The organism is Streptomyces sp. NBC_00237, assembly GCF_026342435.1.
Taxonomy (GTDB): Bacteria; Actinomycetota; Actinomycetes; order Streptomycetales; family Streptomycetaceae; genus Streptomyces.
Genome location: NZ_JAPEMT010000009.1, coordinates 1 through 13,448 on the forward strand (window position 1 = coordinate 1; position 13,448 = coordinate 13,448).

General features: G+C 67.3%; 11 protein-coding genes and 1 pseudogene. 3 read left to right on the top strand and 9 right to left on the bottom strand.

The window, feature by feature from the left end:
• Nucleotides 1–628: 628 nt before the first annotated feature.
• The gene (locus OG897_RS40335; RefSeq protein ID WP_266665419.1) at nt 629–1,471 is read right to left on the bottom strand and encodes a replication-relaxation family protein; all 843 of its coding nucleotides are present in this window, start codon (nt 1,469–1,471) and stop codon (nt 629–631) included.
• A 235-nt stretch (nt 1,472–1,706) separates the two neighbouring features.
• Between OG897_RS40335 and OG897_RS40340 the strand changes: the two genes are divergently transcribed.
• Nucleotides 1,707–3,290, top strand: a complete 1,584-nt coding sequence (locus OG897_RS40340; RefSeq protein WP_266665420.1) for an ISL3 family transposase — start codon at nt 1,707–1,709, stop codon at nt 3,288–3,290.
• A 53-nt stretch (nt 3,291–3,343) separates the two neighbouring features.
• Nucleotides 3,344–3,817, top strand: a complete 474-nt coding sequence (locus OG897_RS40345; RefSeq protein ID WP_266665422.1) for a hypothetical protein — start codon at nt 3,344–3,346, stop codon at nt 3,815–3,817.
• Between the two features lie 630 nt (nt 3,818–4,447).
• On the opposite strand, the gene OG897_RS40350 is transcribed toward OG897_RS40345, so the two are convergent.
• The 3 genes from OG897_RS40350 to tpx form a co-directional block, all read right to left on the bottom strand.
• Entirely contained in the window at nt 4,448–4,825 is a 378-nt protein-coding gene (locus tag OG897_RS40350; RefSeq protein ID WP_266665424.1) for a co-chaperone GroES family protein, read from the bottom strand.
• Nucleotides 4,826–4,992: 167 nt separating this feature from the next.
• Nucleotides 4,993–6,933: a hypothetical protein gene (locus tag OG897_RS40355; RefSeq protein WP_266665426.1), complete on the bottom strand. Its 1,941-nt coding sequence runs from the start codon at nt 6,931–6,933 to the stop codon at nt 4,993–4,995.
• Between the two features lie 368 nt (nt 6,934–7,301).
• On the bottom strand, nt 7,302–7,805 hold the full coding sequence (gene tpx / locus OG897_RS40360; RefSeq protein WP_266665428.1) for a thiol peroxidase: 504 nt from the start codon (nt 7,803–7,805) through the stop codon (nt 7,302–7,304).
• 134 nt (nt 7,806–7,939) lie between these two features.
• Between tpx and OG897_RS40365 the strand changes: the two are divergent.
• Nucleotides 7,940–8,300, top strand: a pseudogene (locus OG897_RS40365) (ATP-dependent DNA ligase); the annotation flags it as partial.
• A 226-nt stretch (nt 8,301–8,526) separates the two neighbouring features.
• On the opposite strand, the gene OG897_RS40370 reads toward OG897_RS40365, so the two are convergent.
• The 5 genes from OG897_RS40370 to OG897_RS40390 all read right to left on the bottom strand — a co-directional run bounded on the left by OG897_RS40370 (nt 8,527) and on the right by OG897_RS40390 (nt 13,305).
• The gene (locus OG897_RS40370) at nt 8,527–9,336 is read right to left on the bottom strand and encodes a DUF4145 domain-containing protein (RefSeq protein WP_266665429.1); all 810 of its coding nucleotides are present in this window, start codon (nt 9,334–9,336) and stop codon (nt 8,527–8,529) included.
• Nucleotides 9,337–9,515: 179 nt separating this feature from the next.
• On the bottom strand, nt 9,516–9,791 hold the full coding sequence (locus tag OG897_RS40375; protein WP_266665431.1) for a hypothetical protein: 276 nt from the start codon (nt 9,789–9,791) through the stop codon (nt 9,516–9,518).
• A 54-nt stretch (nt 9,792–9,845) separates the two neighbouring features.
• Complete coding sequence (locus OG897_RS40380; protein ID WP_266665433.1) at nt 9,846–10,016, bottom strand: hypothetical protein; 171 nt, start codon at nt 10,014–10,016, stop codon at nt 9,846–9,848.
• Nucleotides 10,017–10,107: 91 nt separating this feature from the next.
• Nucleotides 10,108–11,769 (bottom strand): replication-relaxation family protein, encoded by a 1,662-nt coding sequence (locus OG897_RS40385; protein ID WP_266665435.1) that lies wholly within the window; start codon nt 11,767–11,769, stop codon nt 10,108–10,110.
• 507 nt (nt 11,770–12,276) lie between these two features.
• On the bottom strand, nt 12,277–13,305 hold the full coding sequence (locus OG897_RS40390) for a hypothetical protein (protein ID WP_266665437.1): 1,029 nt from the start codon (nt 13,303–13,305) through the stop codon (nt 12,277–12,279).
• Nucleotides 13,306–13,448: the final 143 nt, after the last annotated feature.

Genomic DNA, 13,448 nt, shown 5'->3' on the forward strand with positions numbered 1-13,448 from the left:
CCCGGCAAGCCGGGGCATAAAGCGACGAATTGCGCAAGCGCAATTCGAATTCCGGCGCAAGCGCCGGAATGGAATTCCGTAAACGGAATTCCGAACGGAATACAATTCGCGCAAGCGCGAATTGATGTGACCGCGCAAGCGCGGTCACTGGGGCTGGCTACGGGAGGAGGGTGCATCATGTGCGGGCCTGTGTAGCGTCTGGGATTCCCAGCCACCACCCCCGCAATGAGGGTGACGGGCCGTCGGCTTGATCAGGCGCTGGCCTTACCGTGGTGACGGGTTCCGCTGCGCTCCACCCTGCCCCTCCTCCCCCTGGGGCCGTCCGGTCGAGCCCACCAGCAGACCGCACCTTCGGGACGGAATCTGATACCGCGCTACTCACAGGAGCGGACGCGCCCCAGGGGTGGTGCATCACGTTGTCTGGCTGTGTAGCGTCTGGGTTCTGGCAGCACCACCCTGGACCGCGCTGAAAGCTCCCGGCAGAGTCCGGCCGAAGGCTTGCACCCCCGAACTCATTCCCTCGCTCTTCCCGGAAAGCAAGCCACGAAAAAGGGGCCGCACCCCCGGGCAAAACGCCCGGGGAGTGCGGGACAAATTCACGTCTCATTCGGCGGGTCTGGAATCCGCTTCATTTGCGTCCGGGCCAGTTGAAAAGCCGCTGGGCACGTTTCTGCTCGTCCCAGTACGCCTCTTCCTCCGCCCGCACCCGCTCCGTCTCGATGCAGCGTCCGCAGGGGCCGCCGGTGACCAGGCCGGGGGCGGGGTAGGGGCGTTCGTCGCAGGACGGGCAGAGCCATCGGAGCGTTTCCAGGCGTGCGGCCTTTGCCGCGCGCTCCTGTGCCTCGTGCTGCCGACGGGCGTTCTCGCGCTCCTGGCGGGTCTTCTCGGCGGCGCGGCGGGCGTCGTCGCGTACGCGGTAGGCGCGGTAGTCGTCGGGGTTGTCGAGGGCGTCAGCGAGCGTCTGCCAGCCTCGGTGGCCGTACCGCCACCAGATGGGCCCGCACGGCCCGTGGGCCGTCAGGCGGGCCAGGGTGGTGGCCAGGACAGGCAGCGCCTGGCCGTAGTCGCGGTAGCCGTCGCGTTCCTCGCCCTGCTGGTAGGCGGCCCGCCACGTCCCGGCCCAGTGCTCTGTCGAGAGTTCCGCGATCTGCCGCATCCGGGCGCGCATCGGTTCTTCGCCCATGGTCTTGGTGAACACCAGGGCGAGGGGCGGGTGTCCGTCGCGGCCGGGGTCGGGCCACACCGTGCGCCACAGCAGGGTGTCCTGCTGGCCCGTGGTCCCCCTGCCGCTCACGGTGACCCGGCGGGTGAAGAACTCCCGGTAGCGGGCGATCTTGTCCGCGAGGATCGGCGGGCCTTCGGTGCCGTTGTCGACCTCCACGAACAGCACGGGCACGTCCTGGCCCACCGCTGTGTAGACGAGGTCCGCGCGCACGCTGCGACGGGCCGGGGCCGCGAATGTCCCGCCCACAGGCAGCACCTCCTCCGTGGACCACGCCGAGAGCGGCCCGAGCCCCGCCGGGGGCATCACGAGCGGCCCGGCCGGGGCCGGGGCGGGCTGGTGTGGCTATGTACGTGGGTAGAGGGTTCTGGCACACATTCCGTGAGGGCGATCACCAGGGTTCCCGTGCAGTGACGTAGCGTCATCTGGGACCGTGGTGCGGTGTGACGAGCTAGTCCGTGTGCTGTTCCCGTACCTCGCTCCCGTGTGGGTGGACGACGTCTTCTCTGTGGACGACGTGGTTCATGTGGTGGCCAGAACCCGGGATACCGCTGTGTTGTGCCCGGACTGCGCGGCACCGTCTCAGCGGGTGCACAGTGCCTACGAGCGGCATCTTGCCGACGGCCCGGTGGGGGATCAGCCGGTACGGATCGACCTGTCTGTCCGGCGGTTGTACTGCGAGAACACCGCCTGCCCGCGCCGTACGTTTGTCGAGCAGGTCGACGGGCTCACCGTGCGCTACGGCAGGCAGACCCCGGCCTTCCGCCGGGTACTGGAGGCGGTGGCCGTCGCTCTCGCCGGCCGTTGCGGTGCTCGCTTCGCGACGATCCTGCACAGTGTGGTCAGCCGTATGACGCTGCTCAGGTTGGTGATGGCCATGCCCGATCCGTCCTGGACGGTGCCGAAAGTGCTGGGGGTCGACGACTTTGCCACGCGCAGAGGACAGCACTACGGCACGGTTCTGATCGACTGCGAGACCAGCCAGCCCTTGGACCTGCTTCCCGGGCGGGACGCGACGACGCTGGCCGTCTGGCTGCGCGCCCATCCCGGCTCGGAGATCATCTGCCGGGATCGGGCGGGCTCCTACGCCGACGGTGCCCGCACCGGGGCACCCCACGCAATCCAGGTCGCTGACCCCTTCCACTTGCTCCAGAACCTTGGCACTGCGGTCGAACGCTGCGTGCGCCAGCACAACGCCTGCCTCAAAACGCCCGAGGCCGACGAGAACGGCATCGTGCACATCCCCTTCGCCGAGCCGGAGCACACGACGAAGGAGATGTCGCCCATCGAGGCCCGGCTACGGCAGCGCCATGCGATCATTCACTCCCTTCTCGACCAGGGGCACGGCATCCGGGAGATCGCCCGCGAACTGCATATGGGCGGCAACACCGTCCGCAAGGCCGCCCGTGCCGAGACGCCTGAGCAGATACTCAACGGCCGTCACCAGCCCCGCCCGAGCCAACTCGACCCGTTCAAAGACCACCTCGACCGGCGCTGGGCCGAGGGCCAGACCAACGCCATCCTGTTGCACCAGGAACTGAAGGAACTCGGCTACCCGGGCAGCTACCAGATCATCAGCGACTACCTCAGGCCCCGCCGCCGACAGCGCATCCGCATCGTCGGCCCGGCACAGCCAGGGGTTCGCCAGGTCACGGGCTGGATGATGCGCAACCCTGACCACCTGCGGGACGACGAGCGAGAACAGTTCACCGGCGTCCTCGCACGCTGCCCTGAGCTGACCGCCGCCGAACGGCTCGTCCGCTCCTTCGCCGAAATGCTCGCCACACGCTCCGGCCAGCACCTCAAGGACTGGACCGTCGCCGTTCAGGCCGAAAACCTTCCGGGCCTGCACACCTTCGCGCACGGCCTGGAGAAAGACTGGGACGCCGTACTCCAAGGGCTGACCACCCGCTGGAACTCTGGACCCGTCGAAGGCCGCGTCAACCACATCAAGATGATTAAGCGCCAGATGTTCGGCAGGGCGAAACTGCCCCTCCTTCGCAAACGCGTCCTCCTCACCGCCGCTCGTCCGCAAGCACGTCCCGTAACCGCCGGGGAGGCCCGGTGATTCGTGACCACAGACGTAGAGTGACTTCCTCGACGGACCGGAAGGGGAGCGCCGTGGAGATCACCGTGCAATGGATCCGGACGTCCTGGACGAAGGATTCCCGGGGCGGCGAGCCGGCCGCGCGCAGGAACGCGGCTCCGGTCGGTTTCGCCCTCCCACATGCCGAGGCATCCTCCGCGCATGTGATCCGCATGCAGGAAAGCGACGGCTTCGTCCCGTATGACAGCTGGGAAGACCTGCGCAAGGTCGATGTCCAGCTTCGCGAGGTCGACGGAAAGTTGCGTGTCCTTCCCCGAGTGCAGCCCCTGTTCGGTCTGCCGCCCCGCCCCCGACGGCCTCCGGCCGTACGGCTCGTCCCCGGACAGTGGGTGCGCTGGCAGTTGAACTATCGGTTCAGCAGCGCGGCCGGAATCCGCGGCTGGTCGTACTGGCTCGACACCTTCAACATCGCCTACGGCCCAGTCAGCGCCGATGTATTCCTATCCGATCCCACCGTATTTATCGACGAGCAGGGGCCGCTGCGATAGCCCCGCAGCGAAAGTCGCCCCACCCTCAGATGACGCTACGTCACTGCACGGGAACCCTGGTGATCGCCCTCACGGAATGTGTGCCAGAACCAAGGAGAGGGCCCGCATGTCTGGGGCAGTAAGCAGGATGAATTGCATTTGATGCAACATCCCCCATGCGTGCGGGACGGCTGTTCTCGCTGGTCGTGGCCCTGAGCCTGAGTCAGCGGCCGGAGTCGTTCCGGTCGCTGACCTGCACCCTGGCAGGCAGACTCATCAATGTTGCGTCTGATGCAACAGGGTCGTGACCACCCAGGCTTGAGGAGGTTGCGGCCGAGGCGGTCGACTTCCTGGGCGGTGAGCATGTCGCCGTCCAGGAAGTCGAGGACGGAACTCAGGCCGGGCCGGCCGTCAACGGCGAACCTGCGGCCAGGGCCCGGACGGGCTCGACGGCGACATAGGCGGCGAGGACGAAACGGAAACCGCTCTGGCATGAGGAAGGGTGCGCCGGTGGTCAGCTTCGGACACCGACGTCATCCTCCCGAATCCGCGTCCCGGAACCTGCTGACGCCCCCTTCCAATGGGAGGGGGCGTCAGAGGCAGGGGCGGCCAACCGGTCTGCTGCGCGGCGTCGTGTGAAGTCCGGTGCTGCTAGTTCTTCTCAAGACGCGCGAGGACGTCGTGCTCGCGATAGATGAACAGTTCGTTGTCGTCGATCTCGACCTTGGTCCCCCCGTATTCGGGGAGGGCCGCGGTGTCGTCGGCACTGACTCCCATGGGGATGCTTGCGCTCCTGGCGCGAGTGGGCTGCTCCGCCGTGTAGGCGGCAACCCGACTTCCTGTCTCGTCGACCACCAGCAGCTTCACCGGAAGGGCCGTTCCGCCGCTGACCACGAGCCGGGCCACACCGTCCTCGTATCGCAGGCTGAGGCTTCCCGCATCCTTGGCCTCGACCTCGGATACCGGGGTCGCAGTCGACGGGATGTCGCCCAAGTTGGTTATCTTGATGCCGCTTTGCTCGTCAGACATGGCTGACTCCCTCCCCCTGACCGGCTCTCTGCCGACCATCTGCGATCTTGTCATGACGGCCCGTTACCGCGCCATCACCCTTGACAGACCCCCCGCCGCCAGGTCGGGCTTTCCGCTCCTGAAAAGACCAAGGCGGCCATCCGGCAGGGGGCCTGGGGTGGTCGTGGTCAGAAGTCGGCGGAGCGGTAGACCACGTGGAGTTCGCCGGTGCCGGAGGTGCCGACGGCAGGGCTGGAGAGGGTGATGGCGTCTTCGAGGAGGTGCCCGAATTGGGTCCAGGTGGTGCTGGTGCCGGTGAGGTTGCTCTGCCAGATCTTGTTGTCGCCGCCGCGGACGGTGCAGTGGAGGGTGTTACCGCTGACAGCGAGGGAGGGTGCGGAGGGGGTGGTGCCGGCGCGGGTGACGGGGGCGCCCCAGCTGTTGTTGGTGTGGGCGTTGATGACAACCCGGTCGGTCATAACATCCCGGTGGGCCACGTAGAGCGTGCCGCCGTGGACGGCCATGGCCGGGGCACTGTTGGCCAGGCCACCGTATGGCCCGCCGACCGGGGCAGGGCTGCTCCAGGTGGTGGCGTTGGCCGAGGAGTGGATGACGAGTGAGCCGTAGGAATTGCGGGTGTAGTACAGGAGCCCGTTGCGTACGGCCAGGGCGGAGCCGGTGACGGCGTAGCCGGGCAGCTGGATCCGCGAGTGCCAGTTGGTGCCGTCGGTGGAGGCCAGCAGGAGTGGCTCGTTGGCCATCCCGGTGTAGGCCAGGTACAGGGTGTTGTTGAAGACGGCCAGCGCCGGCGCGTGGGGGGTGGTCCGCTCCGGGATCGGGTAGAACCAGCTCCACCCGCCCGCCTCAAGGCGGCTGATGAAGATCGAGTTGCCGCCGCGGACGGCGCAGTACAGGACGCCGTTGAAAGTGGCGAGGGCGGGCGTGTCAGTGGTGGTGCCGGGGAGACGGACAGGAGCGCCCCAGGTTCCCCTGGTCTTCTTGACTGCGGTCACGGCGTTGGTGGGCGTGGCCCCCTGCCACTTGAGGTACAGGTCGAAGATGCCGCCGTCACCCTGGAACCGGAAGGAGGCGGACCGGTCGGGCTGGGAAGCGAGCTGGGCGAGCGCCGCACGGTCGAGGACGAAAGTGCGTTCCTGGACGAAGTCGTCGTCGTTGGTAAGCCATTCGAGCAGCTCGGCGATGAGGCGCGCGACCATCGCCGCCAGCATGATCCAGTCCGCTGTGTTCTCCCACTGGCCCGCGGGGAAATCACTGATCAAGTCGGAAAATCTCGTCAGCTCGAAGGAGATGCCAAGGAGCTTGCGGGACAGCTCCCTGGTGAAGTCGGCGCCGCTGTCGTCGGCTTCCCAGCAGGCGAGATGGAAGCCCACGGCACGCTGGATGGCCCCTTCGAACAGGACGTTCTCATCGCTCCGGATGGTCGCCCAGTCGCCCTGGGTGATCGAGCCGTACTCCCGGGTCCGGCGTGCCGTCCTCGTGTTGTCGTCGCCGCCCGCGCTCAGGCCCCAGTAGATCTCGTCCCGGGTGGCCTCGTTGGTGTCATCCACGCAGTGGAACTTGTCCAGGATGATCCGGGCATGGAACGGCGTCTCGGCCTGCCGGGCGTGCGCGGAGGAGGTCAGCAGGGTGACACCCCAGCCGGCCTCCTGCTGCCCCTGGCGGAACTCCTCGGTGTCGAAGGACTCCGTCCCCTCCCCGGCGCCGACGTCCACCACGTGCACGTTCGCCTGCGCGGAGGCGTCGCCCATCTCCGGCAGATCCTTGAGCAGATCCGCTATGGAGTACCCCTCGGTCGCCGACCGCCCGGTCAGTGCCGCAGGGAACAGCTCATCCACCCCGTGCGAGGATGCCTCCTCCGCGTACACCCGGCCCAGCTCACGGATCTCCTGCTCACCCAGCACGGACTCCAGCGGGCGCAGCAACCCCGCCTCCAGGTCGGTCAGCTCCAGGCCCGCGTCCAGCCGGGACGCCGCCCGCAACACCACCCCGTACAGCAGACCCGACTCCCGCGTCGACGTCGCCAGCCGCTGCCCCCGAGCCGTCACCGGCCGACCCTGCAACTGCGCCCGCAACCGCTCCACACGCTCCGCCTGAGACACCACAGCCACCACGAAAATCCCCCTCAACGGACGCCTCCGCCCTCCACACGGGACCGAGCTGCGCCATGATGATCTTCCCAGTGTCATGACCTGCCGCAATAGACCATTTACGGACAGTGAAAACCGGGCGGCCCGCGCGACCGTCCGGCGCGGCCAGGGCAACACCCTGCACATCAAGGCCATGCCCGCGATCCGCTGCCGGTTCGAGCCCGGAGGACAGTCACGCTCCATTCATGACGGGTAGCGGCAGCTTCACGAGTACAGGGGCATCTGCTTCGCCTTGGAATAACTCAGGGATGGAACACCGCCTCTTCCCCAGTCAAACTGGCAGCCCGCCATCGATAGCTCGATGGCGGGCTGAGAATGTACAGGAGGAACTACCTCAGAACAGCCAAGGCCGCATCGTAGTTGGGTTCTTGGGTGATCTCATTCACCAGCTCCGAGTACAGGACCTCGTCGTTGCCATCCAGCACGACGACCGCCCTGGCGGCCAGCCCGGCCAGCGGGCCCGAAGTCATATCCACACCGTAGTTCAGCTTGAACTCGGCGCCACGGAGCGTGGACAAGGTGACCACGCTGTCCAAGCCCTCTGCCCCACAGAACCGCGACTGCGCGAACGGCAAGTCCGCGGAGATGCACAGCACTACGGTGTTGTCCAGGCCGCTCGTCAGCTCATTGAACTGCCGTACGGAAGCAGCGCAGACACCGGTGTCGACGCTGGGAAATATGTTCAGGACCTTGCGCTTCCCGGCGTAACTAGTCAGACCGACGTCTGACAAGTCCTTAGCGACGAGCGTGAAGGGCTGGGCCTTGTCACCCGCCGACGGCAGGCGGCCAGCGACTGCGACTGGACTCCCCTGGAAGTAGACCGTCTCACTCACTCAGTTCCCCTAAAGGTAGGTCCCTATAAAACGCGTGATCATACTGTCGCACTCTGCCCTACCCCGCTCGGCTCCAAGTAAGCGGAGCTCGGCCCTTGATCAGCAGCGGAATAGTGTTGGGCGGAACACGGCCCCTTCGCCAGTCCCATGTGCGGACCATCGACTGCGTAGTGGGCGGGTGGGTACCGGGGCTCGGCTCCCTGTCCGGCCTGCCCGGCGCCGTGCTCCTGGGCGAGCCCCAGCCGGACGGCAGGCTGGAGTATGTGGGCAGTGTCGGCACCGGCTGGTCGACACGCGAACGGGCCGACCTCGCCCGGCTCCTGGCGGTGGCCACCGTCGACGACTGCCCCTTCACCACCGTCCCGCCCGTGCCCGGCGCACGGTGGGTCCTGCCCCGCCTGATCGGCGAGATCCGCTACGGCCACCCGCACCCGCGCCGGACTTCTGCGCCACCCCTCCTGGCACCGGCTGCGCCCCGACCTCGCCCTGCCGTGAAACAAGACGCGTCGGTAGGTGAGTGACTTCCGCTGCCCGCAGATAGCTCCCTGGTAGGGGCAAGGGTGTGGACGCCCATCGGTTCGACCCGGTGGGAGTGAGGTCCCTGCCCCCTTCAAATCGGCATACCTGCCAGGCGTCAACGAAGGAGGCGGCAGCGGTGCGTGGCTCTGCTCAGCAGCGTCAGCTCGGCCCATTGGAGTGGAGACGTTGCACAGGCACTCACTCAGAACGGCACTTGGACGGAGAAGCTGCTGGGGCGCCCTCGCCGGGCTGTGACCTCAGATGCCCTCTTCTTCATTTCGTCGTGATTTGAGTCGTAGATCAAGGACAGGGCATGATCCAAGAACTCGACCCCTTCCAAAACGTCACGGATGCGGAGAACGTCCTCGTGGCTACCCACGTTTCCGATCCACTTAACGGCCAGAAGCAGGTCAGCTGCGTCTGTGTGATCAGGCAACGCCTTGAAGTTCGCGATCCGTCTATCGAGGGTGAGTCTGACGGGCTTCCCCTTGGGGTTGAGTTGCACACGGAAGATCCCCCGGTCGTCCATGAGGGCCTCAACCGCCGCCCGGATCCTATTCGCAGCAGCGTTGGGGTCGATCCAAAGAATCTTGGCTGCGGCGTCCACTCGTTCCCCTACCTCTGAGGGGCAGAGGCTGCGGCTTTCAATCAGGGGCAGCGCCGGGAGGAACATGGTCGGAATCAAATACTGCTCGTACTGGTCGTGATTGTAATGACCGTTGTACCGACGTGCCAGACCGACAGACATCTCCCCGACGACACGAACGCGGTCGCAAGTCGCTCTCCTACACGTGAGCACGCAGTGGAAGCCCCCTTGGATCCACTCGGGCTCCCAAGCGTCGTGGGTATGCAAGGTACTGCTGGTAGCCGACTCCTCTGCCACGAAAGAGTCGGAGACCGGAAGCAGGGCCCCTCGCGTACACGTGGGACACGGGATATGAGGCCAGTCCTCAAGGTTCTCGGGGAAGCCCTCAGCTATTTCCCGCAGATCCTTAATCAAGAAGTTCGCCATGCCGCCTCATCTTGCCAGCGCCAACGGCCCAATGTGGAAGGTATTTCGAGTGGGCCGTCGGGCGCGGACTGCGTCCTGGCTACGGCCTGCGTTTGCCCTGCCGTGATGCAAAGCATCAGCGAACGCCGGAGCAGCCGCTGCCACCAAGTGGTCGCGCAAGGTAGCGCCTTGACGGGTCATCAGGGGGCGTCGCCCGACCAGTCCCACTGGTGTCGTGCCCCGGGGCGCGGGTCGTACAGGGCCCGGCCGCCGGGGCCGAACTGTCCGAGCTCGGTCATCAGCGCGGCACCGTCGCTGATCTCGTTCTCGGTCCAGTGGGTGATGTCGAGCAGCAGGCCGTCCAGCGGGCCGCCGACCAGTTCGGCGTAGGTGCGGCCGGGCTTGGGGCCGGGCCTGGGGTGGTCGTGGTCCTCGCCGTAGATCCGGCCGCGAAGGAGTTCCTCATCCCTGTCCATGTACCCCAGCCTTCCAGCCGCCACTGACAACCGGGCCCCGTCGCCCTACTCGCGCTACGGCGGTGCTCCCCCGTCCACGGTGTCCCAGCCCTCCAGGAAGGTCGTGAGGGTGCGGCGTTGGGCTTGCTCGCGGACGATCTGCCGGGCCAGGACGTCGCGGTCGACGTACGGGTCGACGGCGGCGAGCACCAGCCGCTGGAGCTCGTCCGGCTCCAGCGCTTCCACCTCCCACTGCACCGGGCGGCGCGGATCGAATCCGGCCGGGGGCTTGCCCAGGGTTGCTTGGGCCTGCCGACCCGGCCGGTGGCGGTACCGGTCAGGTGCGGCGTGAGAACCAGCGGCCGGCCTTCTTCTGCGGCGGCAAGATCTCCCCCTGCTCCTGTGGCTGTTCCTGCTTCTGACGCGGCTGCACGTGCTCCCAGGCGCTCTCTACGCTGGCGATGTACTCCTGGTCGCAGTCCTCGCACAGCGACGGGCGGGGCTCCTGGACGGATGTGCCCCAGCCGACGCACTCGGTCGCCTTCCACCGTTCGTCGGTGAAGGCAGTCCTGCACTCGGTGCAGACGGGACGGCGGACTGAACGCCGGAAGTTCCGCCAATCTTCCCCGTCACGCGCCGGTTCCTGGTGGTGTTCCTGCGTGCCAGCAACGCGGCTTCCACCAGTGCCCAGGGCCTGCTGCTTGCAGGCGTCGCACAGTTGAGGGTGGGATTCTCCCGGGGTGTCCCACCGCGCTGACTCCACCGCCTTCCAGCGGTGGTCGGTGAACTTCTCCCCGCAGCCGGCGCAGACGGGACGGCGGGCCTCCCGCTGGGCTGCCTCCTTCGCCTCCCGCGCGGCCTTCGCCTGCGCCTCGCGCTCCCTCTGTGCCCTGTACTGCGCCGCGCGAGCCTCTCGCTCTTCCGACTCGCGGGCTTCGGCAGCATCACGGCGCGGGTTGCCGATCGCCTCCAGGAGCGGTTGCGGGTGGCTGCGGCCGAAGCGGTGGAACACGGCACCGGCCGGTCCGTGCGCGCGGAGGTTCCGCAGGCCAACCGCGATGATCGGGATCTTCCTGTCGTAGAGGTGGTAGTCGCCCTGCTGCCACTCCCCCTGCCACAGGTGGCGGGTGAGTTCTTGCAGGCGCGGCTTCGTGCGGTTGGGGTTGCGCTCGCCGATGTGGTTGAACACCAGCAGCACGGGCGGGTGCGGCTCTTCGCCGTACCGGTCCTCGGGGACCGTCCAGCGGGTGCGCCACATCGGGCGTTCCTTGCCGTCGGTGTCCTTCGTCTTCCGCTTGACGAACCGGGCGTACTTCTCCAGCTTGGCGGCGAGTTCCTCGGCAGTCTCGTGGCAGTTGTCGACCTCGATGAACAGTAGCGGCACCCCATCCTGCGGGGCGGTGAGCACGATGTCGGCCTGGGCGCCGCCCTTGCCGGGGGCGTTCCAGGTGCCGGTGGCGGGCAGCGGGACCTCGGTCCAGTACGAGGCGATCGTGCCGATGCCGTCGGATGCGTCGACGACCGCCTGGGCGGCCGCCTGTATGTCGGCGGATTCGCGGGCGAGCTTGGCCATGTCCGGTTTCGGGCGCAGCATCGCGATCACGGTCTCGTTGACGGCCAGGGGGTGGGAGGCGCCGCTGGCGCCCGCGCCACGGGCGGTGGAGCCCATCTCCGATTCCGGGCGGCGCAGTTCGTAGGAGGCGGCCTTGAGGCCCTTGGGGGTGAGGTTCCGCAGGACGTCGCTGGTCTCGGTGGTGCCGCCGTTCTCGGACAGGCCGTGCTTGCGCATGTCGGCGAGCGCACCAGTGTGCGTGGCGGTGCGGGCCTGCTTCTGCTTCGCCGGGGTCGCCTTGTCTGCGTGCCGGAAGGTCAGGTGCGGCGCGCTGATCCGCTGGATCTGATCAGTGGTAGCGACCTTCAGCGCTCCGAGCACGCGCAGCACGTCGCCGCGGGAACTGTTCGTCGAACCCGCTGGATTGGTCTTCCGGTTGCCCGCCATCAGCTCTGCTCCCTCGTTGTGTACGACCGGCCGCCGGCTGTCTGCCGACCGCGATCGGTTGGGGAGGGCGTCCGGGCCCCCCGGAACCCGATGATCTTCTCTACTCCGGACAACAAGAGGAGAGAAGAGGGTTGTGACGGTTCGGATTTCGCGCAAATTCGTGGGCTGACCAGGGAGTTTGCCGTGCTCTTGGGTGCCGGGCACCAAAGGGGGTTCCCAAGGGGCCTCCCAAGTGGTGCCCGCAGGAGGCTGCTTCGGCTTGCCCACCACGAGCGGCTCGTCCGCCCTGATGGGTTCGCGGACGGCCTGCGCCTGGTCCGTGAGTAGGTGATCTCCATCGTTCCTCTCCCTCGCTGCCCCGGTATGGGGTTGATCCGAGGGAGCAGCGTGCAGGGACCCCCCTTGCCCGCGGTCTAACGGCGGCCGACAGCGCAGGTGGTCAAGGGGGTAGCAGCCGGGTTCGCCCTCAGAGGCGACACCTGGTCAAGGGGGCCAGGTTTGGGCCTTTCAGAACGGTTCGCCCCACCTTGGTTTCAGAAGCTCGTTTCCCTGCGCCTCTTGCACGGCGGCCGGGTCCGAGCCGGGTGGCAGGGCGTGCAAGGTGCGCTCGATGTGGCCGAACAGGTCGCCCTCGCAGTAGTCGGTTACGCGATCGAACGGGCTTCGGGCAGCTGCGGTGAGTTCCGTGGCAGCCCGGCCGAGCAGGCCGGGGCCGACAGGGGTTCCGTCGAGGCTGGCGAGGCGAATGAGGGCGGTGGCCGCGGCCCATCGCATCAGCGGATCTGTCGCATCCAGGTACGGGGCGATGTCCTCGGCCGTGGAGGAAGGTCCGACGATGCCGGCGGCGAGCAGTGCGGTGGCTGCGGTGACCGGGTCCTTCTCATGTGCGGCAAGGGCAAGGAGGCGAGGCAGGGTGGTAGTGGAGAGTTCTGGAAACCAGGCCAGGAGGTAGGCGATCCGGGTCCGCAGTCGTGCGTCATCGTCGTCGAGTAGGGCGAGAAGGAAGGGGAGTTCGGCGAGGACTGCGTCGTATGACTGGAGTGCCGACCACCGGGCGTCGGGCGAGTTACCGGCGGCCACCCAGTCCCGTATCTCCTGCAGCTGTGCGCGCTGATCGGCATCCGGTGCGGCGGCCAGCTGCTCCTCGTACCACGGCAGGAGTTCCTCCGGTCCGACCTCCGCCGCGGCCGCACGCCATCCGGCCACGTTGATGCCGGTGGTCACGTCGTACTCGTCGTGCCAGTCCACGGCCAGGCGGGTGAGCAGCCACATCGTGTCCTCGCGGGCGGCGGCAGGGCCTGCGAGGGCGATCCTCGCGAGGAACGGCACGGCGGCCGGAGAGGCCGAATAGCGGCTGCCCTGATGAAAGATGCTGCTGAACAGGCTGCTGAACGCTTGCTTGCGCGCCTCGTCGTCGCTCCCGCACAGGGTGCGTATATGCCCTGGAACGTCATACGCCGACTCGTAGGCGTGGGACAGGCTGGCCCAGTCCACATCGTCCAGCCCCGCCAGCAGCTTCTCGTACTCGTTGACCATCGAAGAAGGATCGCAGGAGGCACTGACACAGCCTCCGCGCGGCACAGCAACAGCTGGTCCTGCCCGCGGCACCAGTCCGCAACCTGCTGCAGGTGAGGAATCGCGGCGAGCAGGTCTGAGGAACTCCATGCACCTGGAGAGGG

Coding starts and splice junctions, on each gene's coding strand:
- OG897_RS40350 (WP_266665424.1), bottom strand. CDS start 4,825: ATGTCTGACGAGCAAAGCGGCATCAAGATAACCAACTTGGGCGACATC.
- OG897_RS40370 (WP_266665429.1), bottom strand. CDS start 9,336: ATGGCGAACTTCTTGATTAAGGATCTGCGGGAAATAGCTGAGGGCTTC.
- OG897_RS40375 (WP_266665431.1), bottom strand. CDS start 9,791: ATGGACAGGGATGAGGAACTCCTTCGCGGCCGGATCTACGGCGAGGAC.
- OG897_RS40385 (WP_266665435.1), bottom strand. CDS start 11,769: ATGGCGGGCAACCGGAAGACCAATCCAGCGGGTTCGACGAACAGTTCC.
- OG897_RS40390 (WP_266665437.1), bottom strand. CDS start 13,305: ATGGTCAACGAGTACGAGAAGCTGCTGGCGGGGCTGGACGATGTGGAC.